At 63.4% G+C, this 24,174-nt stretch carries 22 protein-coding genes; 8 read left to right on the plus strand and 14 right to left on the minus strand.

The window, feature by feature from the left end:
* Positions 1-19: 19 nt before the first annotated feature.
* The 7 genes from AB6Q56_RS06150 to parE all read right to left on the minus strand — a co-directional run bounded on the left by AB6Q56_RS06150 (position 20) and on the right by parE (position 7,888).
* A complete protein-coding gene (locus AB6Q56_RS06150; RefSeq protein ID WP_434516213.1) occupies positions 20-493 on the minus strand; it encodes a hypothetical protein in 474 nt (157 codons plus the stop codon).
* Positions 486-1,829, minus strand: coding sequence for a phosphatase PAP2/dual specificity phosphatase family protein (locus AB6Q56_RS06155; protein ID WP_434516214.1), 1,344 nt, complete (start codon positions 1,827-1,829; stop codon positions 486-488). The genes AB6Q56_RS06150 and AB6Q56_RS06155 overlap by 8 nt, the downstream gene beginning before the upstream one ends.
* A complete protein-coding gene (locus AB6Q56_RS06160; protein ID WP_434516215.1) occupies positions 1,826-3,577 on the minus strand; it encodes a bifunctional alpha/beta hydrolase/class I SAM-dependent methyltransferase in 1,752 nt (583 codons plus the stop codon). The genes AB6Q56_RS06155 and AB6Q56_RS06160 overlap by 4 nt, the downstream gene beginning before the upstream one ends.
* Positions 3,574-4,185 (minus strand): CDP-alcohol phosphatidyltransferase family protein, encoded by a 612-nt coding sequence (locus AB6Q56_RS06165; RefSeq protein ID WP_434516216.1) that lies wholly within the window; start codon positions 4,183-4,185, stop codon positions 3,574-3,576. Before AB6Q56_RS06165 ends, AB6Q56_RS06160 begins: the two co-directional genes overlap by 4 nt.
* A 97-nt stretch (positions 4,186-4,282) precedes the next feature.
* Positions 4,283-5,173, minus strand: coding sequence for a patatin-like phospholipase family protein (locus AB6Q56_RS06170; RefSeq protein WP_434516217.1), 891 nt, complete (start codon positions 5,171-5,173; stop codon positions 4,283-4,285).
* A 142-nt stretch (positions 5,174-5,315) separates the two neighbouring features.
* Positions 5,316-5,825 (minus strand): Spy/CpxP family protein refolding chaperone, encoded by a 510-nt coding sequence (locus AB6Q56_RS06175; protein WP_434516218.1) that lies wholly within the window; start codon positions 5,823-5,825, stop codon positions 5,316-5,318.
* Positions 5,826-5,938: 113 nt separating this feature from the next.
* A complete protein-coding gene (gene parE / locus AB6Q56_RS06180) occupies positions 5,939-7,888 on the minus strand; it encodes a DNA topoisomerase IV subunit B (protein ID WP_434516219.1) in 1,950 nt (649 codons plus the stop codon).
* A 121-nt stretch (positions 7,889-8,009) separates the two neighbouring features.
* Between parE and nfsB the strand changes: the two genes are divergently transcribed.
* A complete protein-coding gene (gene nfsB, locus AB6Q56_RS06185; protein ID WP_434516220.1) occupies positions 8,010-8,663 on the plus strand; it encodes an oxygen-insensitive NAD(P)H nitroreductase in 654 nt (217 codons plus the stop codon).
* On the opposite strand, the gene AB6Q56_RS06190 is transcribed toward nfsB, so the two are convergent.
* Together AB6Q56_RS06190 and AB6Q56_RS06195 are read right to left on the minus strand one after the other, a co-directional pair.
* Positions 8,646-8,846, minus strand: a complete 201-nt coding sequence (locus tag AB6Q56_RS06190) for a hypothetical protein (protein ID WP_434516221.1) — start codon at positions 8,844-8,846, stop codon at positions 8,646-8,648. The genes nfsB and AB6Q56_RS06190 overlap by 18 nt on opposite strands.
* Positions 8,834-8,971: a hypothetical protein gene (locus AB6Q56_RS06195; protein WP_434516222.1), complete on the minus strand. Its 138-nt coding sequence runs from the start codon at positions 8,969-8,971 to the stop codon at positions 8,834-8,836. Before AB6Q56_RS06195 ends, AB6Q56_RS06190 begins: the two co-directional genes overlap by 13 nt.
* Here AB6Q56_RS06195 and AB6Q56_RS06200 point away from each other — a divergent pair.
* The 3 genes from AB6Q56_RS06200 (at position 8,970) to AB6Q56_RS06210 (ending at position 14,045) form a co-directional block, all read left to right on the plus strand.
* Positions 8,970-9,896 carry a DUF808 domain-containing protein gene (locus AB6Q56_RS06200; protein WP_434516223.1) on the plus strand — a complete coding sequence of 309 codons (927 nt, stop codon included), beginning with the start codon at positions 8,970-8,972 and terminating at the stop codon, positions 9,894-9,896. The genes AB6Q56_RS06195 and AB6Q56_RS06200 overlap by 2 nt on opposite strands.
* Complete coding sequence (locus AB6Q56_RS06205; protein WP_434516224.1) at positions 9,893-10,936, plus strand: serine endopeptidase; 1,044 nt, start codon at positions 9,893-9,895, stop codon at positions 10,934-10,936. Before AB6Q56_RS06200 ends, AB6Q56_RS06205 begins: the two co-directional genes overlap by 4 nt.
* A 208-nt stretch (positions 10,937-11,144) precedes the next feature.
* On the plus strand, positions 11,145-14,045 hold the full coding sequence (locus tag AB6Q56_RS06210) for a response regulator (protein WP_434516225.1): 2,901 nt from the start codon (positions 11,145-11,147) through the stop codon (positions 14,043-14,045).
* A gap of 191 nt (positions 14,046-14,236) precedes the next feature.
* Here the strand turns inward: AB6Q56_RS06210 and AB6Q56_RS06215 are convergent, their stop codons facing one another.
* Genes AB6Q56_RS06215 through AB6Q56_RS06230 form a run of 4 tightly spaced genes read right to left on the minus strand, consistent with a single transcriptional unit; the run spans position 14,237 to position 20,167 of the window.
* Positions 14,237-14,797, minus strand: a complete 561-nt coding sequence (locus AB6Q56_RS06215; RefSeq protein ID WP_434516226.1) for an SRPBCC family protein — start codon at positions 14,795-14,797, stop codon at positions 14,237-14,239.
* An 8-nt stretch (positions 14,798-14,805) separates the two neighbouring features.
* Positions 14,806-17,895 carry an efflux RND transporter permease subunit gene (locus AB6Q56_RS06220; protein WP_434516227.1) on the minus strand — a complete coding sequence of 1,030 codons (3,090 nt, stop codon included), beginning with the start codon at positions 17,893-17,895 and terminating at the stop codon, positions 14,806-14,808.
* On the minus strand, positions 17,892-19,019 hold the full coding sequence (locus AB6Q56_RS06225; protein ID WP_434516228.1) for an efflux RND transporter periplasmic adaptor subunit: 1,128 nt from the start codon (positions 19,017-19,019) through the stop codon (positions 17,892-17,894). Before AB6Q56_RS06225 ends, AB6Q56_RS06220 begins: the two co-directional genes overlap by 4 nt.
* Complete coding sequence (locus tag AB6Q56_RS06230; protein WP_434516229.1) at positions 19,016-20,167, minus strand: TolC family protein; 1,152 nt, start codon at positions 20,165-20,167, stop codon at positions 19,016-19,018. The genes AB6Q56_RS06225 and AB6Q56_RS06230 overlap by 4 nt, the downstream gene beginning before the upstream one ends.
* 154 nt (positions 20,168-20,321) lie before the next feature.
* On the opposite strand from AB6Q56_RS06230, the gene AB6Q56_RS06235 reads away from it, so the two are divergent.
* On the plus strand, positions 20,322-21,002 hold the full coding sequence (locus AB6Q56_RS06235) for a response regulator (RefSeq protein WP_434516230.1): 681 nt from the start codon (positions 20,322-20,324) through the stop codon (positions 21,000-21,002).
* A complete protein-coding gene (locus AB6Q56_RS06240; protein WP_434516231.1) occupies positions 20,989-22,383 on the plus strand; it encodes a sensor histidine kinase in 1,395 nt (464 codons plus the stop codon). The genes AB6Q56_RS06235 and AB6Q56_RS06240 overlap by 14 nt, the downstream gene beginning before the upstream one ends.
* Before the next feature lie 25 nt (positions 22,384-22,408).
* Here the strand turns inward: AB6Q56_RS06240 and AB6Q56_RS06245 are convergent, their stop codons facing one another.
* Positions 22,409-22,777, minus strand: a complete 369-nt coding sequence (locus AB6Q56_RS06245) for a YajD family HNH nuclease (RefSeq protein ID WP_434516232.1) — start codon at positions 22,775-22,777, stop codon at positions 22,409-22,411.
* A gap of 76 nt (positions 22,778-22,853) precedes the next feature.
* Here AB6Q56_RS06245 and AB6Q56_RS06250 point away from each other — a divergent pair, with 76 nt between their 5' ends.
* Positions 22,854-23,282, plus strand: coding sequence for an acyl-CoA thioesterase (locus AB6Q56_RS06250; protein ID WP_434516233.1), 429 nt, complete (start codon positions 22,854-22,856; stop codon positions 23,280-23,282).
* Positions 23,279-24,169: a radical SAM protein gene (locus AB6Q56_RS06255; RefSeq protein WP_434516234.1), complete on the plus strand. Its 891-nt coding sequence runs from the start codon at positions 23,279-23,281 to the stop codon at positions 24,167-24,169. The genes AB6Q56_RS06250 and AB6Q56_RS06255 overlap by 4 nt, the downstream gene beginning before the upstream one ends.
* Positions 24,170-24,174 lie beyond the last annotated feature (5 nt).

Genomic DNA, 24,174 nt, shown 5'->3' on the forward strand with positions numbered 1-24,174 from the left:
GACGGGGTCTCCGGCGAAATCAGGAAGTCAGGGCGATGGTCAGACAGGCGGCCAGCCATCCGGCGATTTGCACGCCGCAGCACCAGCCCTGGCGTCGCAGCAGGCGGCGGGCGCCGGCGATACGCTCGATCAAGGGGCGCAGCGGACCGGTGGCGGTGGGGCGCAGGCCGGCGGCGGCGAGGGCGCTGTCGAAGGTGATCAGGTCATCCTCCGGGTCGGCTTCGGCGGTTCGCCAGCGGTGTGCCCAGGCGGCGAAAAGAGGCTGGTCGAAAGCGGTGCGCAGGGCGAAGAACTGCGCGGCGAGGCCGGCGGCTACCGCCAGGCAGAGGCATAGACGAGGTAGGATGGCAAGCGGTACGGCGACGAGGGCGACGAAGGCGGCGGCAGTGAGCAGCAGGCTGCCGCGCTCCAACGACCGCCCAAGGCCGAGCAAGGCCGCTGCTATTGCCGCCTGGGCGGCTGCCTCGCTGGGGGAACGCCGCTGTTCAGGCATGGCTGCCGCCCTGGGCGATGAGGCTTTCGACCTCGGCCAGAACGGCCCGCAGGCCGGGGGTAACAACCACTGCCGGGTGGCGCTCGCTCAGCAGGGCCAGGGCTGCGGCCATGCTTTCGGTGCGGCCGGTAAGGTGCAGCCAGCTCGCTACCGCCCCGGCGCTGCGCGAATAACCCAAGGCGCAAGCCACCAGCACCGGGCCCCGGCCATGCAGTGTTTCGATGCTGCGGGCGGCAGCCAGTAGTTGCTCAGCCGTGGGCGCTACCAGGTCTAGCCAGGGGTGGCATACGTAGCGCCAGGGACCGAAGGGCGCCGGCAATTCTGCGGTGAGATCGCAGAGGGCGGTGAAGCCGCCCGCCTTCATTTCGGCCGAGGTGGGCAGACGCCCCTGCCAGACGTCATCGACGATACAGTCGGGTGCCGGCCGGCGCCGGGTCCACCAGCGCGAATTGAGCCAGGCGCTGAGGGTGTAGGGGGCCAGCAACAGGGCCGCGCCCAGGCTGTGCCGCCCCGCCTGCTTCTGGAAGCCGGCGGCGTCGCACCAAGCGTAGTTCCAGCCGACTAGCGCCAGGGCGATGGCCAGCCAGCCAAGCCATAGGGCGGCGCTGTCGATGAATGCGATGCTTGTCCCGACAAGGGCGGCACCGACCCCGTAGAGCACGGCCAGCCGGCGGCGAGGGGCCTGGATGGGGTTGGCGGCGGCGAAGGGGGAGGTTCCGGCTTCCGGCCACAGCCACAGGCAGAAGAGGCCGAGCGCAGCACCCGTCGGCACGTCGATGAAATGGTGCTGCCAGGTAGTCAGCACCGAAATACCGATGAGCAGCGCCCAGCCGTGAATGACGAGACGCAAAATCGGTCCTCCCGGCAAGCGGGCGAACTGTATCCAGATGAGGATGAGCAGGGCAATGTGCAGCGAAGGCGCCTGGTTGTAGGGTTGGTCGAAGCTCCTGAGAGCGTCGAAGAGGGCGCCGAACAGCCCGTCGGATGTTGGGCGCTCGAAGGCAAAACGCAACGGGAAGGCGAGGAAGCAGGCGACCGCCAGCAGTTGCGCGGAGAGCAGGCGCAGGGCATGGCGGTCCACAGCGCGGGCATCACGGCAGCAGAGGAAGGAGAGGCCGTAGAGCAAGTCGATTGACCAGTAGGGCAGGATGGTCCAAGGCAGGAAGGGGATATGCCGCTCCCAGTCGTAGAACAGGCTGTCCACCACGGCACGCTCTGCCGCCAGGTGGTTGGCGAAACCGTAGCTGAGGAAGAAGAAGGGGCCAAGAAAGAGCAGCCAGGCAATACTTCGGCGCCACGGCAAGGGGGGGGCTAGGGGTATTGTTGCTGAGGTCATGCCGTCCGGCGCCGCGCCAGGGAGACGGTGAAAATGCCCCACTCGTCGATGCGCTGCTCGATCTTGTCAAAACCGGCCTCGGCTACCAGCTGATCCATCTCCGCTTGGGTCCGACGGCGCATCACCCAGGCCTGACCGCCGCGATGGCTGGTCAGGGCGCGGGCGATCAGTTCCAACTGCGGGTGCCAGGGTTGGCCGGTGTAGATCAAGTAGCCGCCAGGTTCCACGGCGTCGGCAAGGCCGGCCAGGGATGTGGCGACGGCATCGTTGTCAGGGAACAGTTCATAGAGGCCGGAGACGATGCCGACGGTGGGCCTTGGCGTCACGGCAGCGAGGCTGGCCCGGTCGAAGGCATCGCCCTGAATGAAGCGGGCTATATCGGCAAGCCCTTTCTCGGTGATGAGCGCACTGCCCTGCTTAACGTTGAGTTCGCTGAAGTCGCGCAGCAGGATGGATTCGGGCCGCGGCCCTTGAGTCAGGGCCTCCAGTACGTAGCGACCGTGACCGGCGGCGATGTCGAGGACGCGCAGGGGGCGTTTCTCGGCTTGCAGGCGCTCCAGGGTAGCTCGCAGCAATTCCTCGATGTGCACCTTGCGCTGGCGGATGCCTTTCCAGCCGATGGCGTCGAGGTACTGGCGATCAATGGCACGGCCAAGCGGGCCCAGGCCGGCCGGGGTGTTGCGATAGACATAGTCGAGAGTGCTGCCGGAGTCGAAGCCGGTCCGGTGCCCAAGGGCGACCCCCTCGGAAAGCACGCCGCCGAGCTTCATGTTGGCCCGGTAGCCGGCCCAGTAGAGACCCTTCGGACTGAAGAGGGGCAGGGGGGCCGCCAGGGCCTGGGCTTCGTCGAAGCTTGGCCCCCGACGGTGAGCCTGACGCAGATCCGGACGCGACCAGGGGGTGGCGAACTGGCGAAGGATGAAGTCACGGGCCTTGTCGGTGGCCTGCTTGCGCTCCTTTTCGCCGAAGGTGTCGTGGTAGAAACCGTCGAGGACGTGTTTTTCCTTCATCGACGTTCCCAGGCGGTCGAAAAAACGGTGTTGCGGGCCATGATGCACCACCCAGTCGGCACCGGATATCAACAGTTGGGTGGGAATGGTGATGGCCTGGGCGTCGGCGACCACGCGCTCAGCCGCCGCGTAGAGGGCGAGCAGGATATTGACCGAGATGGGGCGCGAAATCAGCGGATCGCTGTCGTAGGAAGCCTGCCGTGCCGGATCGTGGGTCAGGAACTTGGATTTGACGTAGCTATTGACGAAAAAATTGCCGCGCAGTTTCTGCTGCAGGGCCAGACCGGGACGGGCAAAGGGCACGTAGAGCTTGACCTTGAAGGCCGGCGAGGCAAGAACCAGGCAGCGCACGCGTGGCGCGTAATCATGTGCCCAGGTGGAAATCAATACGGCGCCGACGCTCTGGGCGAGGACGGCCATGTCCTCCTCGGCGAGCCCCCAGGTGTCGCGCAGGTGATGGACGAAGGTCTGCACGTCGCGCACCGAGTGGGCAAAGCTGGGGGAGTAACCGCGAGGGCCGGGGGAATGGCCGTGGCCGCGCGCGTCCCAAGCGTAGAAATCGAATTCCGGCAGGTCCAGCTCGTCGACCAGGTGGGCCATGCGCCCGCCGTGCTCGTGGCCGCGGTGGAACATGACCACGGCGCCGCGGCGCGTCGGGGTGGTGGCGGGCCAGCGGCGATAGAACAGGGATTCGCCGTCGTGGGTGGAAAAAAAATGTTCTTCTACGGGGCGGGTCATTGGGATACGGCCTCCAGGCCACTGCGAATGCGATTGACGATGTTGAGGAGAATGGCTGCGGCTACGATCGGGAAGAGCCAGAAAATCCACTCCGGCAGACTGCCGGCCAGCCCAAGCCAAAGGCCGAGAGCTCCGAACAGAAACGCGCGGTCGCTCTTGCCCATCGGACCATCGTACTGGCGGGGAGCGCCGACCATGGGACCGAGGGCACCGGCCATCTCGGAAACGGCGGAGAGAAAAATGATGCTGCCGACGCTGCCCCAGCCCAATGGTGCGATCAGGACGAATGGCAGGTAGAGGGCGGCGTCGGAAAAGACATCGGTGAGTTCGTTGAGGTAGGCTCCAAGATTCGATTTCTGACCGAATTCGCGGGCCAGCATGCCATCTACGGCATTGAGTGCCATGCGCAAGAACATCCACAAGGGGAGCAGCAGAAAAAAGGCGGGCTGTGCTGTGCCAGCAAAAAATAGCCAAGTACCGGTAGCAAGGGAGATTGTCATGGCTACCAGAGTGACGGCATTGGCGGTGATGCCACGGGAGGCCAGATAAGCGACCAGGGGACGGAGCAGGCCTTGAAAGCGCGGCTTGAGCTGGTAGATGCTGATCACGTCTGATGAATACCTGTTGATTCAAAAAATCGACAGGATATCTCAATGACGAATGAATTTCCTCTTTCTTGCTTGATTTTCTGTCAACGCCTCGCCGTCAGCGTGCCAGTTTCTGCTTGATGGCAGGGAGTGCAGCCTGGGCGGCGCGTTCGCCTTCGAGCATGGCGTCGTTGCGGGCGGTGAAGTCCCAGGATTTGACGTAGGGCAGCTTGGGTCGAATGACGATATCAGCGCCGCGCAGTTCGTTGGCGGCGATGGCGCCGCCCATGATGGTTGTCGTCTGCCACATGATGCCGGTCAGGCTGTCGGTCGGTTGGCCCTCGGGTTTCGACGAGATGTCGACGGCGATGACGATGTCAGCGCCCATCTCACGGGCAGCCTGGACCGGTACAGGGCTGGTCAGCCCGCCATCGACATAGCTGTGACCACGGAACTGCGTCGGCTGGAAGACACCCGGCACGGCGGCCGAGGCGCGTACCGCCATGCCGGTGTCGCCGGTGCGGAAGACGACGCGCTCCCCAGTGTTGAGATCGGTGGCGACGGTGGCGAAGGGACGGTTGAGCTTTTCGATCGGTCGCTTGTTGAGGTGCTGGTTGATGTATTCCTGCAAGGCCTCGCCCTTGAGCAGGCCGCGTCCACCCAGGGTCCAGTCTGCGAATACCTTTTCGTCGAGCTGCTGGGCGATTTTTTGCATCGCGTAGGCGTCGTAGCCGGCCGCGTAGAGCGAGCCAACGACGGCGCCGGCACTGGTGCCAACCACGTAATCTGGATAAATGCCGTGCGATTCGAGCATTTTGATCACGCCGATGTGGGCGAAACCGCGTGCCGCGCCGCCGCCGAGGGCAAGGCCGATTTTGGGCTTCTGCGCGATAGCGGCAGCTTGGGCGGGCGATGATTTTCCCATCAGGCCGGCGCAACCGGGCAAGGTCAGTACGCCGATAACCAGGGCGAAGAGCGATAGGGATTTGCGGAGGGCGGAGATAAGCACAATGCGCCAAGTACGAATGAAAGAGCGCGATTTTAGCCTTGGCCGAGCGCTCCGTTGCGTAACGAATCGTAGCGGGGTATCGCGACGATGCTCATGAAAATGGCCGGTTGGGAGTCAACCGGCCTTTAGGCTGCATGCTAGGTCAGTTTGTAGGCGGCGGATTGGCCGGGCCTTGCGGGCCGGGGCCACGCATGCCATCACGCTGGCCGCGCTTGCCCATCATGTTGTGCTCGTCGAAAACCTTCTTCTGTTCCGGTGTCAGCTGGGCGTAGAAATCCTTCATCGCGGCGACGTGCTTGCCCATGGCGTCCTGATGCTGTTTTTGCATTTCCAGCATCTTCTCGGCGCGTTCCGGTGCCGTCAGCTTGGCCATGTCGACCGGGTCCGGGCGCTTGATGTTACCGGCGAAGGGGTGGGATTCCTGAAACTTCGTCCAGGCGCCTTCCTGTTGCGGCGCCAGCTTCAGGGCATCGTGCAGACGCTGCTGGTGTTGTTGCATGCGCTCGGCAAAGCGGCCGTCGGCAACTTTGCCACCCATCGGGCCGTCACCCATGCAACCACCACGCTGGGCGAAGCTCGGGGCGGAGAGGGCCGCGATACTGGTACCCAGTGCCATGGCGGCGACAAAACGCAGTTTTTTATTCTTCAACATGATGCACTCCTTGATCGTTTCCGGCGGAACATTCCGCTCTGGAATCGATTAAAGCGCAAACATGTAATCCAGCTATTTCTGCAAGGGCCGAAAGTGTTGCAAGCTGTTTCCGCTCAGACGTCGGCCTCGACCATGCCGCCATCCTTCTCCATCCAGGCGCGGCGGCCGGAGGCTTCGCCCTTGCCCATCAGCAATGTGAAAGTGCGATGCATCTGTTTGATGGTCTCGCGCTCGGCCTGGAAGGGCACCAGGCGGCGGGTGTCCGGGCAGAGGGTGGTTTCCCAGAGCTGGTCGGGGTTCATCTCGCCAAGGCCTTTGAATCGGGAAACCGTAATCCGGTGTTCTGGCACGCCTTCCTCGCGCAGCTTGTGCAGGGTCTGTTCCTTTTCGGCTTCGTCAAGGCAATAGACCTTGCGGGTATGGCCCTTGGCTTCGACGTCGACGCGGAACAGCGGCGGCTGCGCGACATGGATGTGGCCGCGCTCGACCAGCGCCGGGAAGTGCTTGAGGAACAGCGTGAACAGCAGCACCTGGATGTGCGAGCCATCGACGTCGGCATCCGACATCACAATGATGCGACCGTAACGCAGGCCGGAGACATCGACCGTGTCGATCTGGTCGATGCCGTGCGGATCGACGCCGACGGCGACCGAGATGTCATGGACTTCATTGTTCTTGAACAGCTGGTCGCGATCGACTTCCCAGGTATTCAGCACCTTGCCGCGCAGGGGCAGCACGGCCTGGGTTTCCTTGTCGCGGCCTTGCTTGGCCGAGCCGCCGGCCGAGTCGCCCTCGACCAGAAAGAGTTCGTTGCGCGAGATGTCATCGGACTCGCAGTCGGTCAGCTTGCCGGGCAGGGTGGCGATGCCGGAGGATTTCTTCTTCTCGACCTTCTGCGTCGATTTCATGCGGTTCTGCGCGGCCTTGACGGCCAGTTCGGCGATCTTCTTGCCGAAATCGGCGTGGTTGTTGAGCCACAATTCGAACGGGTCGCGCACCATCTGGGCAACCAGCTTGTAGGCATCGCGTGACGTCAGCTTTTCCTTGGTCTGGCCCTGGAACTGCGGGTCGAGCACCTTGGCCGAGAGCAGGTAGGTCATCTTGCCGCAGACGTCTTCCTGCGCCAGCTTGACCTTGGCCGGCAGGATGGCGTGGTGCTCGGCGAAAGCCTTGACCGCCTCGAAGACGCCTGATTTCAGGCCGGCCTCATGGGTGCCGCCATCGAGGGTCGGGATCAGGTTGACGTAGCTCTCCGGCTTGCCGCCGCCTTCCTCGAACCAGGCCAGCGCCCAGGTGGCGCCTTCGCCGACTGCGAAGCCGTTCTCGACTTCGACGTATTTCTCGCCGACGAAAATCGGCGCCACCGGCGTGCCGACCATCATTTCGGTCAGGTAGTCGGCCATGCCGTTCTGGTAGCACCAAACCTTCTTGTCCTGCCCTTCGATTTCCAGTTCGACCGTCACATTGGGCATCAGCACGGCCTTGGAGCGCAGCAGGTGTTCCAACTGGCCCAGATTGACCTTGGGCGAGTCGAAATACTTCGGGTCAGGCGAGATGCGGACCGTCGTGCCGGTGGTGCGCGGGCCGACCTCCCCGATGCGGGCCAGCGGCTCGACGACGAAACCGTCGGCGAAGACAATCTTGTGCACGCCGCCGCCGCGCTTGATCTCGACTTCCAGCCGGGTCGACAGCGCGTTGGTCACCGAGACGCCGACACCGTGCAAGCCGCCCGAGAAGCGATACGCGTTGCCCGATTCCTTCTTGTTGAACTTGCCGCCGGCGTGCAGCTTGCAGAAGACCAGCTCGACTGCAGGCTTGCCTTCTTCCGGGTGAATCTCGACCGGGATGCCGCGCCCGTTGTCGGAAACCTCGATCAGCCCGTCGGCTGCAATACGTACCGAAATCTTCTTGGCGAAACCGGCCAGCGCCTCGTCGGCCGCGTTGTCGATGACTTCCTGCACGATATGGGTCGGGCAGGTTGTCCGGGTGTACATCCCGGGACGTTCCTTGACGGGTTCGAGGTCCTTGAGGACGCGGATGGAAGAGGCTGAGTAGTCGGACATGCGATTCGGAATCTTGGGTAATAATGGCGGGCGACCGCCGAAGTGGTGCGGAGCGCGATTCTACCTGCCGCAGCGCCAGCCGTAATCTTCTACCGCAGATATTGATCAAAGGACACGCCTCATGAATATTGCTCAAATTGCCACGACTCGCCGCACCTGCAAGGCCTTCGACCCGGCCCGCAAGATTCCAGATAGCGTGCTGGCCGACCTGAAAACCGTGCTGCGCTTCGCGCCGTCTTCGGTTAACAGCCAGCCGTGGCACTTCGTCATCGCCGGTAGCGATGCTGGCAGGGAAACATTGGCGGCGACGCTCGACGGCGCTTTCGCCTACAACGCCGGCAAGGTGCGTGCCGCTTCCCACGTCGTGGTCTTCTGCGCCCGTACCGCCCTTGACGAGGCGCATCTGAACGGCTTGCTGGCCCAGGAGGATGCAGACGGTCGCTTCGCGACGCCGGAAGCCAGGGCAGGGCAGGCCAATTCGCGCAATTTCTATGTCAGCTTGCACCGCGACCAGCTGAAGGATGCCGATGCCTGGGCCGACCGCCAGATCTACATCGCCCTGGGCAACCTGATGCAGGCCGCTGCGGCGCTCGGCGTCGATGCCTGCCCGATGGAAGGTATTGATGTCCTGGCTCTGGACAAGGCGCTTGGCTTGCCGGAAGAGGGCTTGCGCGCGGTTGTCATGTGTGCGCTAGGCTACGGCAGCGATCAGGACTTCAACGCCAGGCTGCCGAAGTCCCGCCTGCCCGCCGAAACGCTATTCAGCGAAATCTGAAGCCCCGGAGAAGGCGCGCGGCGTTGCAGCACCATGGCATAATGCCGGATCGAAAAGGAGGGCGCGATGCACAAGGATCAGCAGCAACAGCCGCCAAACTATCGCGTACGGGGCACCGACCGGCGAATCTGTGTCGGCGTCAAACAGCCGCCATACATGACGACCAAGGGTCAGGTCGACCATGACAGGCGCTCGCCATTCGACCGTCGGGCGAACTGGCTGCGCGAGTTGTCCTTCGATTTCTCAAATTCCTGACTGATCTCGTGCACCCAACCGGTGCCGCCCCGATAGAAAACGGAGTTCCCCATGGCCGGCGCCAGCCTGCTTGCATTGATTGACGATATCGCGACGATCCTTGACGACGTCGCCGTGCTGACCAAGGTGGCCGCCAAGAAGACGGCCGGGGTGTTGGGCGACGATCTGGCACTGAATGCCCAGCAGGTGGCCGGTGTGGCCGCCGAACGCGAATTGCCCGTGGTCTGGGCTGTGGCGGTCGGATCGTTCAAGAACAAGCTGATCCTGGTGCCGGCCGCCTTGATCATCAGTGCTTACATTCCGTGGGCAGTCATGCCACTGCTCATGCTGGGCGGCATCTACCTGTGCCTGGAGGGGGTCGAAAAGCTCGCGCACAAGTGGCTGCACAGTGCCGAATCGGATGCCGCGCATCACGCCGAAACCCTGGCTGCCGTGGCCGATGAAACAGTCGATCTGGCCGCTTTCGAGGCGGCGAAGATCAAGGGGGCGATCCGCACCGATTTCGTCCTCTCCGCCGAGATCATCGTCATTGCGCTGGGTACCGTTGCCGGGCAACCGTTTTCGTCGCAGGTGGCCGTTCTGGCCGGTATTGGCGTGATCATGACAGTTGGCGTCTACGGCATCGTCGCCGCCATCGTGAAAATGGACGATGTCGGTGCCTGGTTGTTGCAGACGGGGTCGGGAATGTCCAGAAGCGTCGGCAAGGGGCTTCTGCTGGCGGCTCCTCGGCTGATGCGCCTGCTCACCGTACTCGGCACCGCAGCAATGTTTCTGGTGGGCGGCAGCATTCTGGCGCATGGCATCCCGTCGCTGCATCACGGTATCGAGGGCGTGGCTGGTCTCGCCGGTTCGTTGGGTGCCTTGGCGACGATGGCGATGGAGGCAGCGGTTGGCATTGTTGGCGGTATATTGGCGCTGCTCGGCGTGCAGGTCGTCAGTGCTGCCCACAAGCGGGTTTTCGGAGGAGTGAAAGCATGAGCAAGGCACTGCGTTTGTCGGAGAAATGGTTCCGTTTCGGGCTGTGGATCGTGGCATTCGTGTTCGCGAGCTTCCTGATTGGATTGGGCGGAACGATCGTTGCCAACCTGCCCAAGGTCGAACACCACTACACACTCGACGATTTCATCGATAAGCCGGCCGCCGAGAAGCTGCGCGCCGAACTGCGCGGATTGCAGGAAAAACGGCAAATGGCTCAGGATGCCAACGATCAGGCACAGTTGAAGCTCAATGCTGCCCGCGCCAATTCCGGAAGCGCACAAGACACTTTCAACAGCTGGCTGGCGACCCGCCATGCCACCCAGCGCCCGGAGCAGGATCGCGAGCTGATCGAACGGACCCAGGCGCTCGAAGAACTGAAGATACTCGAACGCAGGGCATTGGCCGATGTCGAGCGCCAACAGCAAAGCTTGCTCGATGCCCGGCAGGCCGAGGCGAGGGCACAGCGCGACTTGCATGAACTGGAAAAGGATGCCACGCAAAAGCTGGATGTCGAGCTGCGCGATCAGGAGCTGCGCGTCTTCGGTTACCGCCTGCTGCTGACCCTGCCGCTGCTCGTCGCCGCTGGCTGGCTGTTCGCCAAAAAACGTCACGGTACGTGGTGGCCTTTTGTCTGGGGCTTCATTTACTTCGCGCTATTCGCCTTCTTCGTCGAGTTGGTGCCCTATCTGCCGAGCTACGGCGGCTACGTGCGCTACGTGGTCGGCATCGTCATCACCGTGCTGGTTGGTCGCTACGCCATCGTTGCGCTGAATCGCTACCTGGAAAAGCAGAAACAGGCTGAGGCCATGCCCGATGTCGAGCGACGCAAGGAGCTCAGCTACGACACGGCCTTGGCCCGCCTGGCCAAAAAAGTCTGTCCCGGCTGCGAACGCCCCGTTGATCTGGCCAATACCGCCATCGATTTCTGTCCGCATTGCGGTATCTGCCTGTTCGATCATTGCACCCAATGCAAAGAGCGCAAGAGTGCTTTTGCTCGTTTCTGCCATGCCTGCGGGGCGGCAGCAGGGCAAGGGAGCTAGGGCGAGCCGCACGGCGGAGCGAATTGCGCTTGCAGATGAAGCGGCAGCGGGGCAGATAGTCGGGGCGCTGCTGCCGCCGCTATGCCAAGTGGAAACGCTTGCCAGAGGTAAGATCGTTCGGGTGATAAACCCTGCTTGACGCTGGGTTATTCGTCCGTGGATACTCCGGGCAAACGAATTGTTCCGCCACTTTTTTGCATCCAGATTGATGATCGATAGCGTTTCCCGCCGCCTCGCGTTTTCCATGGGGTCATTGATTCTGGTCTTGTTGCTGTTGCTTACCGGCCTGGGTTTTGTCGCGCTGCGGAACGCGACGGATGATTCACTGTCGGTTGCCCTCTGGCAGATGACACAGGCTCGCGCGCAGGCGCATCAGGACATCTTTCGCCAAGCGAACGATAGCGTCCGGCGCTTGCACGGGGAACTGCTCGAACGGCTTCAGGCGCAAAACCCGGCAGCCGCCGACCGACGCTTTTTCGAGCTGTTCGCGCGTTCCGAGGATGGTCTCTGGCGCCTGCGCCCGGCGCTTGTCGATCCCCGCCGCGCGCCCACGCTGTACCTGCGTAACGCCGACGATGTATCAGCCAGGCGGCGGGCGGTAGCCAGCTACGAACTGCTGCGCGAGCAGGGCCCGGCGCTGGTGCCACCCTTCTTCTCGGTCTACATGGATTTCGTGGAGGTCGGGCTGATGGTCTACGCCGGCGCTATCGATTGGGGTGGTCAGGCGACGCCGCAAACCGACAACTTCGACTACCCGACCATGACCTATTCGCGACCGGACAAAAATCCGGAGCGCCGACCGTTCTGGACACCGGTCTATCTGGATACCCAGGCTGGCGCCTGGATGGTTTCGGCAATCCAGCCGCTCGACTGGCAGGGGCAATGGGTCGGTACCGTCGGCCTCGATATCACGATTGACAGCCTGCTGAGCAAAGTGGATCAGCACGGTGCAACCGGTGAGTATCACCTGGTCATCGATGATAAAAGCCAGTTGATCGCGCATCCGCAACTTCAGCAACGGATCATCGAGGCAAATGGGCAGTTGGCGATTGCCGCGCTGGGCGACCCGTTGCTTGATCAGGTGGAGCAGGTCATTCGCGACAGCGGGCTGCCATCCGGCGTTCAGCGTTCCCCGGACGCTTCCCATTGGATCGCCTGGACTCGGATCGATGGCCTGGGCTGGTACTGGGTGACGCTGTTGCCGAAAGCCGGCCTCGATCGGCGGATGCTGCTCGGTGCCGGCTTACTGCTGGCGATTGGCCTGCTGCTGATACTGCCCAGTCTATGGATCATGCACAGCGCTATCCAGCGCATCGTCAGCCGGCCGCTCGGCCGGATCACGCAAGCTGTCGACGCGATTGGCAAGGGCGATCGGCCGGTGCCCATCGCGTTGCATCAAGGCGATGAATTGGGGCGTCTGGCCAACGCCTTCGATGGCATGGTCGCCGAGATCGCCGTGCAGCGAGCCGCCCAGCAGCAGCGCACGCAGACGCTCGAAGAGGAGGTTGGGCAGCGTACGGCAGACCTCGCGCTGGCCAAGGCACAGGCCGAACAGGCGAGTGCCGCGAAAAGTACCTTCCTGGCCAACATGTCGCATGAGATACGCACGCCGATGAATGCCATCCTCGGCCTCACCCACCTCCTGAGCAGCGAAGCGACGCCGCTACAGGCAGACCGACTGGGGAAGATCAACGCCGCCGGCAAACACCTGCTTTCGATCATCAACGATATTCTCGATATATCCAAGATCGAGGCCGGCAAGTTACAGCTGGAACACAACGATTTCGCGCTTTCCGCCGTTCTCGATCACGTACGCTCACTGCTTGCCGACGCTGCCTGCCAGAAAGGTGTGGAGATTCACATCGATACCGATGCGGTGCCCGTCTGGCTGCGGGGCGACGTGATGCGCCTTCGCCAGGGGGTGCTCAACTATGCCGGCAATGCACTCAAATTCACCGAGCGGGGACACCTTACCCTGGGCGCCAAGCTGCTTGAAGAGCAAGGCGACGAGTTGCTCGTGCGCTTCGAAGTGCGCGACACCGGTATCGGCATCGCGCCGGATAAGCTCGCCACCCTATTCCAATCCTTCGCCCAGGCAGATGCCTCGACGACCCGGCAGTTCGGGGGGACGGGCCTGGGGCTCGTCATCACGCGCCGCTTGTCCGAATTGATGGGTGGAGAGGCTGATGCGGAGAGCGTGCCGGGCAAGGGAAGTACGTTCTGGTTCACTGCCCGGCTGCAACGTGGCCGGGGAATCCTGCCGGCCGTGGTTCATGGCGGCGATGCGGAGGCACGGTTGCGTGAGCGATCGGAGCGCGCCCATCTGCTGCTTGTCGAAGACAACCCCATAAATCGGGAAGTGGCGCTGGAACTGTTGCACGGCGTCAACATGCGGGTGGATATCGCCGTGGATGGAGCCGATGCTGTCGAGCTTGCCCGGCGGTACCGCTACGACCTGGTGTTGATGGACATCCAGATGCCCAACCTCGACGGACTCGACGCCACATCCGCCATTCGCGCCCTGCCGGGTTGGCAGGATACGCCGATCCTGGCGATGACCGCCAATGCCTTTGACGAGGACAGGGTGAGCGCCAGGCTCGCCGGCATGAATGATCACGTCGCCAAACCGGTCGAGCCTGAACTGCTCTACGCTACCTTGCTCAAATGGTTGCCCACCTGCGCGGAAAAGGCAGCACATGCAGGGGGGGCGTTGGTGGACATGCCGGCTGCGGATGATGCCGATGCGGAGTTTTGCGCCAAGCTGGCGAATATCGGCGATCTCGACCTGGAAGCGGGCCTCAAGCTTGCCCGCGGCAAGCAGCCGTTTTACCGGCATCTGTTGACGCTCTTTGTCGATGCACATGGCCGTGACGCGGAACAGCTTGCCGAACTCCTCGAACGACACGACATGGCGGCGGCCCAGTGTCTTGCCCATACGCTGAAAGGTGCCGCTGGGAACGTTGGGGCACGACCCATTCACGACCTCGCCAGCATGCTCGACATCGCGCTCAAGAATGGCGATGGCCCGGGCGCCGAAGCGGCGTTGAAGCAGCTGGAGGCGCGTCTTCCCGCACTGATCCGGGCCTTGCGGGCGGTGTTCGTGGCGTAAAGCGCCAAGCCAAGCAGCCGCAAACGATATTCGCCGGAATCCCCTGCACCCACGCCGGGTTCTCCCCGACAATCGAGGCGGGATGCGGCGACCGAGGCGGGAGAAAGCGAACGAAAAGCCTTTCATGGTGCGTCTCGGTCCCCGTTGCCTGTCTTCAGCCCCCGAAAACCTCGGACGATGCGCCCGAGAAATCAGGGTTGGGGTGTTCCCCGGCGGCGCAGCATTTCCCGGCCCAGGGCGTTGAACTGCTCGGCCAGTTCGTGCTGCAGGAAATTGCTGCCGAGCGAGGAGGGTATCCAGCTGTCGGGCTCGATTTCGATGTGATAGTCGATCAGCGTGCCGCTGTCCTGAGGGCGCAGTTTCATCTCGCTTTGCATGCGCTTGGCGGAACCGGAAATCGAACGGGAAAGGATGCGTGTGTCGTTGATCACCTCGATACGGCGCAGGCTCTCGAAAGTCATGGAAAAGGGCCCGAAGCTGACCTTGCCGCGCTGGGCTATTTCATAGATGTTGCCGTGATGGGAGACGATACGGCTGGCCAGCACGCCGGGCATGAAGTCCGCCATGTGCTCGAAGTCAGTCAGAACCTTGAGGGCCGTGGCCGGGGGAGCCGGTGTTTTCAGGTGCAGCGTGGCGATGTATAGGCCATCACGGTAGTCGATCTGGACCTCGTCGTCGGTGATGGCTTGCCCGGGAGATGCCAGGCAGACCATAGAGATTGTCAGCAGGAGGCGCAGCCACAGCGCTTTCATGAGGCATTTCAATGCAGGGCACGCGACAGCCTGGGATGCGTGGCGACGAAGTAATACAGGGCTGGCAGGACGAAGAGCGTGAGCAAGGTAGCCGAAATCAGGCCGCCAATGACGACCAGGGCCAGCGGGCGCTGGGTTTCCGAACCGATGCCGTGCGACAGCGCCATCGGCAACAGGCCGAGCATGGCGAGCAGGGCAGTCATCAGCACCGTGCGCAGGCGGGACAGGGCGCCCTGGAAGACCGCCTGGTAGTCGTCGAGCTTCTGCTGCTTGAGCTGATTGATATAGCTGACCATGACCACGCCGTTCAGCACCGCCTGCCCGATCAGCGCAATGAAGCCGATGGCGGCGGAGACCGACAGCGGTATGCCGGAAATGAGCAGGGCGAAGATGCCGCCGATCAGCGCGAAGGGGATGTTGCAGATGATGATCAGCGCATCCTTGAACGACTCGAAGGCGTCGAACAGCAGCAGGAAGATCATCAGAATCGACAGCGGCACGACCAGCATCAGGCGCTTCATGGCGCGCTCCTGGTTCTCGAACTCGCCGGACCAGGTGATCGAGTAACCTTCCGGCAGCTTGATGTCCTTGGCGTGCTCCTGCATGTCGGCGACGACGCTGCCCATGTCGCGGTCGCGGATGAAGACGCCGATGGCGACGACGCGCTGGCCGGATTCGCGGGCGATGTTCATGGCGCCGCTCGCCATCTTGAAATCGACCAATGCTGACAGCGGCACCTGCGCACCGTTCGGCGTCGGCACCAGCACCTCCTTGAGCTTGTCGAGCTGGCGGGAGGGTTCGTCCAGGCGGACGACGACGCTGAAATGGCGGTCGCCTTCCCACAGTTCGGTCGCCGCCTTGCCGGCCAGTGCCGTCTCGACGACATCCTGCACGTCCATGACGTTCAGGCCGTAGCGGGCAGCGGCGGCGCGGTCGATCTCCAGGCGGTACTGCGGCAGGTCGCCGTCGCGGTCGATGAAGGCGCGGGTGACGCCCGGCACGTTGCCGATCCGATCAAGCAATTGGTTGGCGTGCAGCTTCAGGGTGGCGGTATCGTCGCCGAACAATTTGATGACGATCTGGCCGTCGATCTGCGAAATGGATTCGAGAATCTGGTCGCGTACCGGCTGGCTGAAGGTCGGCTCGATGCCCGGCATGTCGTTCAGTTTGTCCTCCATCTCGCGCACCAGCTGGTCCTTGGTCATGCCCTTGCGCCACTGGTTGTCGGGCTTGAGGTCGACCAGCATCTCGGTCATGTTGATGTTTTTCGGGTCGGTGCCGTCTTCCGGACGACCGCCCTTGGAAATCACCGCATTGACCTCGGGGAAATCGGCGATGATCCGCCGCAGCTTGCGCAATTCGCCCTTGGCCTCGTCGACCGATACCGAGGTCGGCAAGGTGATGTTGATCCAGATCGAGCCCTCGTTGAGCTCGGGCAGGAATTCGGTACCCAGTTGCGGAACCATGGCAGCAGTGATGGTCAGGGCGCCCAGTGCAACCGCCAGGACGCGCTTGGCATGGGCAAGCACCCATTTAAGCGCCGGTTCGTAGCGATCCATGAACCAGTGCATCAGCTTGGTTTCCTCGTGCGGAACGTTGTTCTTGAAGGCGATCTTGGAGAGGAAGGGAACGAGCGTCAGCGACAGGATCAGCGAGGTGATCAGCGCGGCGACGACCGAGTAGGCCATCGGTGCGAAGATTTTTCCCTCGTGGCGCTGCATGGTGAAGATCGGCAGATGGGCGACGATGATGATGATCATCGAGAACACCGTCGGCCGGCCGATTTCAACGACGGCCTCCTGGATGGTCCGGGTGTGCGGTCGATGGTCTTCGTTGCGCTTGGCTTCGCCCAGTCGGCGGAATATGTTCTCGATGACGATCACCGCGCCGTCGACAATGATGCCGAAATCCATGGCGCCCAGCGACAGCAGGTTGGCCGGAATGCCGACAACCGACAGGCCGATAAAAGTCCCAAGCAGCGCCAGCGGAATGATCGACGCGACGATGGCCGCCGCCCGGATATCGGCGAGGAACAGGTAGAGCACCAGCGTGACGAGCAGGGCGCCTTCGAGCAGGTTCATGAAGACGGTTTTCAGCGTCTTGCTGATCAGCCACGAGCGGTCGTAGAAAGGTACGATCTGCACGCCGTGCGGCAGACCGCCATTGTTGAGCGCATCAACCTTGGCCTTCAGCGCATCAAGGACCATCGACGGGTTCTCGTCCTTGCGCAGCAGCACGATGCCGGACACCACGTCGTCCTGGTCGCCGTTGGCATCGCTGATGCCGACGATACCCTGTTCCGGCACCCGCGATTCGACCACGTCGGCGATGTCGCGGACGAGGATGGGCGTGCCCTTGTTCTCGGCGACGACGACCTGGCCGATATCGGCCGACGAGCGCAACAGGCCGAGCGAGCGGATCAGGAACTGTTGGCGTCCCTGGGCCACCGAGCCGCCGCCTGCGTTGGCGTTGGCCCGCTGCAGCGCGTTGAACAGCTGGCCGAGGGTAATCTTGTAGTCGCGCAGCTTGGCCAGGTTGGGGCGCACCTCGTACTGGCGGATCGGCCCGCCCAGCGACACCACGTCGGCGATTCCCGGCACCTGCTTGATCTGGCGGACGACCGCCCAGTCCTGGATGGCGCGTATTTCGGTCGGTTTCAGGCCGGGAGCCTCCAGGCGGTAGCGGAAGATTTCGCCGGTGGCGGTGGCCGGCGGTGCCAGTTCCGGTTCGACGCCGGGCGGCAGGTCGAGGCCGCGCAGGCGTTCCTGAATCAATTGCCGGGCCATGAACAGGCTGGGCTTCTCGTCGAAGGTGACGACGATGAAGGAGAGGCCGAACTGGGTGTGCGAGAACATGCGGATCGAGTTCGGCACGCCGGAAAGGGCAATTTCGAGCGGAATGGTGACCTGCTTTTCGACCTCCTGCGGGGCTCGCCCCGGGTAAAGCGTAATGATCGTCACTTGCGTGTCGGTGACATCCGGGAAGGCTTCGATCGGCAGCGAACGGAACGAGGTGATGCCGATGCCGATGAACAGCACCAGCCCGAGAAGGATGTATAGCGGCTGATGGAGCGCGAAGTGAACGATGCGCTTGATCATTTGGCCGCCTGTTTCTCGACGAGTGAGGCAGGCTTGAAGTATTTGAGCAGGTGCAGGCTACCCTCGACGACGACCTTGTCGCCTTCCTTGAGGCCAGCGGTGATGTCGATCAGGCCGTCGCGCTCGGCGCCGGCTCCGACGGCCTGACGGCGATAGCGGCCCGGCGCTTCCTCGACGAAGACATAGCGTTGCTTGCCGAACAGGACAACGGCCGAAGCCGGGACGCGCAGGGCGGCTGTCGGCTCCAGTTCGACCAGCGCATTGACGAACATCTCGCCCTTGAGGCGGCGATCGGAATTGGGAACCTCTCCCCTGACCTTGATGGTGCGGGTTGTCGGATCGACAAAGTCAGCCACGTGTCGAATCACGCCCGTGAAGCGTTCGCCCGGATACTGTTTCGACTCGATCAGCAACTGTTCCCCCTTCTTGAGCTTGGCGAGGTCGGCTTCGCCGGCATCAACCTGAATCCACAGGCTGGCGGGGTCGGTCACCACGAACAGCGGCGCGGCGGACTGGTCGGGACGGAATTCCTGGCCCGGGTTGAGATTGCGCTCGACCACGGTGCCGGCCAGCGGGCTGCGCAGGGCATAGCTCCCGTCGCCTTCGCCGCCCAGGCCGGCGACGCGGCGGCTCGCCCGTTCCGCTTCGGCCCTGGCCGCGATGGCGGTGGCTTCGGCCTGCTGCCAGTCCTTTTCGGCGACGACCCCGGCTTCGCGCAGCACCCGGTTGCGCTCCAGTGCCTGTGCAGCAACCTGGGCATCGGCCCGAGCCTTGCGCGCTTCGGACAGCGCCTGCCCGTAATCAGGAGAACTCAGGATGGCCAGGGTCTGGCCGATTTTTACGCCTTGCCCGACATCGACGGCAATGCGCTGCACGCGGCCGCCAACCTGCGGAAAGACGCGCACGGTCTTTTCCTCGTTCCAAACGAGGCGACCGGGCAGGCGCAAGGTGCCGCCCTTGTCCTTTTCGACGGTGGCGAGTTTCAAAAAGCTGGCCTTGTCCGGTTCGGCAAGCAGGGCGAGATCGCCGTCAACTTTCACTGCGGCCGCCTTTTGCGCCTCGGGTTCGGCGGAGCAGCCGGCCAGCGCCAGCAGCAAGGTGATGAGAAGGGGGATCGGCTTCATGGGGCTTTCCTGAATTCGGCCTGGACCTGCCAGTCCGACAAGGCTTTGGCGTAATCGGCGCGCGCGCTGGCGGCCTCGATCTGGATCTGGCGCAGGGTGCGCCGGGCGTCGAGCAGGTCCATCAGACCCATTGCGCCTTTGCTGTAGGCGAGTTCGGCCGCCTTGGCGACGCGCTCGGCATCGGCCAGCAGGCCGCCCTCAAGGCGCTGCATGCGGTCGCGCGAAGCGAGCAGGGCGTTGCGCGCCTGGGCCACCTGGCCGATGGCGACCGCCTGCTGTTGGTCGTATTGCAGGCGGGCGGCGTTGTAGTCGGCCTCGGCACGACCGATCTCGCCTTCGTATTCGTGCCAGATGAACAGCGGCAGGCTGACCCCGAATCCGTAGCTGTTGGTCGGCGCGTTCTGCAGGTTGCGCTCGTATTGCACGCCGACCGTAACGTCGCGGCTGCGCTTGGCGCGAGCGAGGTCGCGGTCGGCCTCGGCGGCGGCCATGCGTTTCTGCGCAGCGGCGAGATCCGGTCGCTGGTCGAGCGGATGCGCGTTGAGGGCGATGGCCTCGAGTTGCGGCCAGCCGTCGCTGGCGATGAGTTGATCGGCCTCGGCATCGCGGCCGATCAGGTAGGCCAGCGCCTGCTGCGCCGTGGCGACATCGGCTTGCGCCTGGCGGGCGTCGGCCTCGGCCCGCGCCTGGTCGATCTGCAGGCGGGAGACATCGACGGGCGCCAGATCGCCGGCCTTCTGGCGCAGGCGGCCGGCCTGGGTGCTCTTTTCGTATAGCGCCGCCGATTCGCGGGCAAGGCTTAGCTTCTCCTGGGCCAGACGCAGGTTGTAATAGGCCTGGCGTAGGTCGCCCAGTTGCTGGCGGGCGGTATCGTCGCGTTCGAACTTCGCCGCATCGACACGGGCCTCGGCGCCCTTGACGCGCAGGTCGCGCTTACCGCCGCGCTCGATCAGTTGGTCCAGGCGGAACTGGGTGTCCATCTTCTTGTCCTTGAGCGGACCGCTACCGTAACCGGATTGCGGGCTGATCGACAGGGCGTTGATCGACAGGTCGGGGTTCGGACGCTGGGCGGCGGTGCGGACATCGGCGGTAGCGCCAGCGACGACGGTATCGGCCAGCTTGAGCTCACGGCTGTGTTCGCGCCACAAGCTTTCGGCTTCGTGAAGCGTCAGGGGCGTGCCCGGGCCTGCGAAAGCAAGGCCTGGAACGAAAAACGAAAGAATCAGTAGGCGTCGCATCGCGTCAAACCAAAAGTCAGCGTGCTATCGTATGAAGTAAGACTGACTGAATTCTGACTGATTTATGCGTATCCTGCTCATTGAAGACGACGCCCTGCTGGCCGATGGCTTGGCTCGCGCCTTGCGCCATTCCGGCTATCTTGTCGATGCCGCCGCCGACGGGCGCGCCGCGGATCAATTGCTGTCCAGCGACGGCTACGACCTGGCCATCCTCGATCTCGGCCTGCCGGGGCTGGACGGCAGCGAAGTGTTGCAGCGCCTGCGTGCGCGCCGGCAGCAGACGCCGGTTCTGGTGCTGTCGGCACGGCTTGCCGTCGAGGAACGGGTCCGCCTGCTCGATCTCGGTGCCGACGACTATGTGGTGAAGCCGGTGCGCCTCGACGAACTGGAGGCGCGCGTCCGGGCCTTGATCCGGCGCGGGCAGGGCGGCGCCGTGCCCGATCTCATGCTCGGCCGCCTGCGCCTGGATACCGTCGGCAAGCGCGCCTGGCTGGACGAAACGCCGCTCGACCTGAACGCACGGGAATGGGCTGCGCTGGAGTTCCTGGCCGGCCGCGTCAATCGCATCGTCAGCAAGGAGCAGCTGATGCAGGCCTTGTATGGCTGGCAGGATGACATTTCGACCAATGCCATCGAAAAATTGATGTCCAGGCTGCGCAGCAAGATCGAAATCGCCGGCATCACCATCCGTACCGTGCGCGGTTTGGGTTATTACCTCGAAAAACCCGACGATGCGACCGCGTAGCGCTGTCAGCCTGCGCATCATGCTCATCGACCGGCTGTTGCCGGCGATGTTGATCCTTTTGCTGCTTGGGGCGCTGGCCGCCTATTGGGTGGCCTTGCGTGCCGCGACGAAGGCCTACGATCGGGGGCTGCTGGATACGGCATTTACCATCGCCGAACAGTTGCAGGTGGTCGACGGACGCCTCCAGCTGCCCTTGTCGCAGCAGGCGCGAGCCGTGTTGTTGACCGACAAGTTCGACCGGATTTTCTACGCCGTTCATGGCACGGAAGGCGAGTTGCTCGATGGCAACCCGGCGTTGCCCATGCCGCCCAAGGAAAACTGGCGGGCATTGGGCAGCGACGGGCGCTGGTACTACGACGGTACGCTCGACGAGGAGTCGATCCGCCTCGCCGCCTATCAGCGGCGCATGGGCGATCAGGTGGTGACGATCATCGCCGCGGAAACCCTGGTCAAGCGCCAGGAGCTGGTTCGCGACATCCTGTTCGCCATGGTTGTGCCGGAAATCCTGCTGGTCGTGGTTGCCTGCCTGGTCATCTGGTCCGGGGTCCGTTCCGGCCTGCGCCCGCTCGACGACCTGCAATCCGAGCTGGCCGATCGGTCCCCGGCCGATCTGCGGCCGGTCACCGCCGACGTGCCGGAGGAAATGCAGCAGGTGGTGACCGAAATCAACGGCCTGTTGCGCCGCCTCGACCTGGCTTTGGCTAGTCAGCGCAATTTCGTTTCCGATGCGGCCCACCAGTTGCGGACACCCATTGCCGCCCTGTTGGCGCAGGTCGAGGCTGCCCAGCAGGAATCCGGGCAGTCCGGCAAGGGCGTTTTGTCGGGTATCCATGCGGCAGCGGGGCGCCTGGGGCATCTGGTCGAACAGCTGTTGGCCCTGGCGCGCGCCGAACCGAGCTTGCCGCAGACGTCGGCGGTCATTTCGCTTGCCGACCTGGTTCGCTCGGTGGCCGAAAACTGGCTGCCCAAGGCCATCGCCAAGGATATCGATCTCGGCTTCGAGTTGTCTCCGGCCGTGGTCGCCGGCAACGAACTGCTGCTGCAGGAACTGCTGGCCAACCTGCTCGACAACGCGCTTCGCCATACCCCACGGGGTGGGGTTGTGACGGTCAGCTGCGGTCAGGAGGGAGCGATGGCCTGGTTGCGGGTGGAGGATAGCGGTCCGGGGATCGCCGAAAGTGAAAGGCCGCGCATCGGCGAGCGCTTCTATCGGCCGGCCGGCCAGACTGGCGACGGTTGTGGCCTGGGGCTGGCCATCGTTCGGGAAATCGCGCGCCAGCACCATGGCAGCCTGCTGATCGGTGAGTCGGGCCGGCTCGGCGGCGCGATGATGCGGGTGGAGTTGCCGTCGCCGACCGTGGGGGTCGAGGAGGGCAATTAGTCCGGCGACATGGAGGGGGAGCGGCTCACTCCTTTGGCTTCAGCATCGATTGCAGCGCGGCAAAGGGATTGTGCGTCGCCCCACCGCCGCGCCCGGTTCGGCCATCGGTGCGACCGCGGTCGGCCTCGATCTGTTTTTGATGCTCGTTATCGTGGCAATAAAGGCAGAGCAGTTCCCAGTTGCTGCCATCCGACGGGTTGTTGTCATGATTGTGGTCGCGATGATGCACGGTCAGTTCGCGCAGGTTGGCGTGCGTGAATTCGCGGGCGCAACGACCGCAAATCCACGGGTAAATCTTGAGCGCTTTTTCGCGGTAGCCCTCGGCGCGGGCATCCGCAGCCTTGCGGGCGTCGAGGACAATTTGCTCGAGGCGGCTGTGGTCGATCTGTTTCATGGCAATCTCCAATGCATTCCCGATTCTACGCCGCAAGCTCTAGAATTCTTTCTTTCCCATCTCCGACGCCAACCCCATGCCACGCATCAAGATCGAACTTCCCGAAACATTCCCGTTCTCGACCGAAATCCTGATCTACATCGGCCACATCAACTACGGCCATCATCTCGATAACGCCCAGCTGATGTCGCTCGTTTCCGAAGCGCGGGTCCGCTTCTTCAAGTTCCTCGGCTATACCGAGCTCGATGTCGAGGGCGTCGGCATCATCGTCGCCGACGTTGCCGCCCAGTATCGTTCCGAGGCCTTCCACGGCGAAACGCTGGTCGTCAGCATGGCCGCCAACGATTTCAACAAATACGGCTGCGATCTCGTCTGGCAGCTCGCCGACAAGGCCAGCGGGCGGGAGGTGGCGCGCGGCAAGCACGGGATCATGTTCTTCGACTACACCGAGCGCAAGCCGACCGCCGTGCCGCCGGCCTTCATTGCCAAGGCAGGCGCGGCGTGATTCTGATCCGCTACGTCGAGCCGGTTTTCCGCCCGCCCAGCGAGGCGGAATCGCTGATCCTGCCGGTTACCGACGGTTGTTCGTGGAACCAATGCACCTTTTGCGAAATGTATACCGCGCCGCAGAAGAAATTCCGGGCGCGTGAAGAAGACGAGGTTCTGGAAAGCATCCGCCTGACCGGCGAGCGTTACGGCGACCAGATTCGCCGGGTGTTCCTGGCCGATGGCGATGCCCTGGTACTACCCACCCGGCGCCTGCTCTCCATCCTCGAGGCCATTCGTACGCACATGCCGGCGGTTCGCCGGATTTCTTCCTACTGCCTGCCGCGCAACCTGCGGAAAAAAAGCCAGCAGGAAATCGATGAACTGGCCGCCGCCGGCTTGAAGATGGTCTACGTCGGGGCCGAATCCGGCGACGACCAGGTGCTCGCCGCCGTGCAAAAGGGCGAAACCTTCGATAGCACCTGCGATGCGCTGAACAAGCTGGGGAACGCCGGCATCACCCGTTCGGTGATGATCCTCAACGGCCTGGGCGGCAAGGCCCTGTCGGCGCAGCATGCCGACAATTCGGCCCGCCTCGCCAACGCGACGCAGCCGGAATACCTGGCGACGCTGGTGGTCAGCTTTCCCAAGGGCGAGCAGCGTCTGCGCAATGGTTTCCCCGGCTGGGAACCTCTTGACCAGCACGAACTGTTCGTCGAAATGGAGCGCTTCCTGTCCGCGCTGGACCTGAAACGCACGGTCTTCCGTAGCGACCATGCCTCGAACTGGCTGGTCCTCAAGGGAACGCTGGGCGTCGACAAGGATCGGCTGTTGCAGCAAGTCCGGCAGGCCATCGCCGCGCCCGAAGCGGCCCGTCTGCGGCCTGCCTGGGCGCGTGGCTTGTAAAGGCG

Source organism: Dechloromonas sp. ARDL1, from assembly GCF_051122455.1.
GTDB lineage: Bacteria > Pseudomonadota > Gammaproteobacteria > Burkholderiales > Rhodocyclaceae > Azonexus.

Excerpts from the sequence above, each read along its gene's own strand:
- AB6Q56_RS06150 (WP_434516213.1), bottom strand. The coding sequence starts at position 493 with ATGCCTGAACAGCGGCGTTCCCCCAGCGAGGCAGCCGCCCAGGCGGCA.
- AB6Q56_RS06155 (WP_434516214.1), bottom strand. The coding sequence starts at position 1,829 with ATGACCTCAGCAACAATACCCCTAGCCCCCCCCTTGCCGTGGCGCCGA.
- AB6Q56_RS06160 (WP_434516215.1), bottom strand. The coding sequence starts at position 3,577 with ATGACCCGCCCCGTAGAAGAACATTTTTTTTCCACCCACGACGGCGAA.
- AB6Q56_RS06175 (WP_434516218.1), bottom strand. The coding sequence starts at position 5,825 with ATGTTGAAGAATAAAAAACTGCGTTTTGTCGCCGCCATGGCACTGGGT.
- parE (WP_434516219.1), bottom strand. The coding sequence starts at position 7,888 with ATGTCCGACTACTCAGCCTCTTCCATCCGCGTCCTCAAGGACCTCGAA.
- nfsB (WP_434516220.1), top strand. The coding sequence starts at position 8,010 with ATGAATATTGCTCAAATTGCCACGACTCGCCGCACCTGCAAGGCCTTC.
- AB6Q56_RS06190 (WP_434516221.1), bottom strand. The coding sequence starts at position 8,846 with ATGGTCGACCTGACCCTTGGTCGTCATGTATGGCGGCTGTTTGACGCC.
- AB6Q56_RS06200 (WP_434516223.1), top strand. The coding sequence starts at position 8,970 with ATGGCCGGCGCCAGCCTGCTTGCATTGATTGACGATATCGCGACGATC.
- AB6Q56_RS06195 (WP_434516222.1), bottom strand. The coding sequence starts at position 8,971 with ATGGGGAACTCCGTTTTCTATCGGGGCGGCACCGGTTGGGTGCACGAG.
- AB6Q56_RS06205 (WP_434516224.1), top strand. The coding sequence starts at position 9,893 with ATGAGCAAGGCACTGCGTTTGTCGGAGAAATGGTTCCGTTTCGGGCTG.
- AB6Q56_RS06210 (WP_434516225.1), top strand. The coding sequence starts at position 11,145 with ATGATCGATAGCGTTTCCCGCCGCCTCGCGTTTTCCATGGGGTCATTG.
- AB6Q56_RS06215 (WP_434516226.1), bottom strand. The coding sequence starts at position 14,797 with ATGAAAGCGCTGTGGCTGCGCCTCCTGCTGACAATCTCTATGGTCTGC.
- AB6Q56_RS06220 (WP_434516227.1), bottom strand. The coding sequence starts at position 17,895 with ATGATCAAGCGCATCGTTCACTTCGCGCTCCATCAGCCGCTATACATC.
- AB6Q56_RS06225 (WP_434516228.1), bottom strand. The coding sequence starts at position 19,019 with ATGAAGCCGATCCCCCTTCTCATCACCTTGCTGCTGGCGCTGGCCGGC.
- AB6Q56_RS06235 (WP_434516230.1), top strand. The coding sequence starts at position 20,322 with ATGCGTATCCTGCTCATTGAAGACGACGCCCTGCTGGCCGATGGCTTG.
- AB6Q56_RS06240 (WP_434516231.1), top strand. The coding sequence starts at position 20,989 with ATGCGACCGCGTAGCGCTGTCAGCCTGCGCATCATGCTCATCGACCGG.
- AB6Q56_RS06245 (WP_434516232.1), bottom strand. The coding sequence starts at position 22,777 with ATGAAACAGATCGACCACAGCCGCCTCGAGCAAATTGTCCTCGACGCC.
- AB6Q56_RS06250 (WP_434516233.1), top strand. The coding sequence starts at position 22,854 with ATGCCACGCATCAAGATCGAACTTCCCGAAACATTCCCGTTCTCGACC.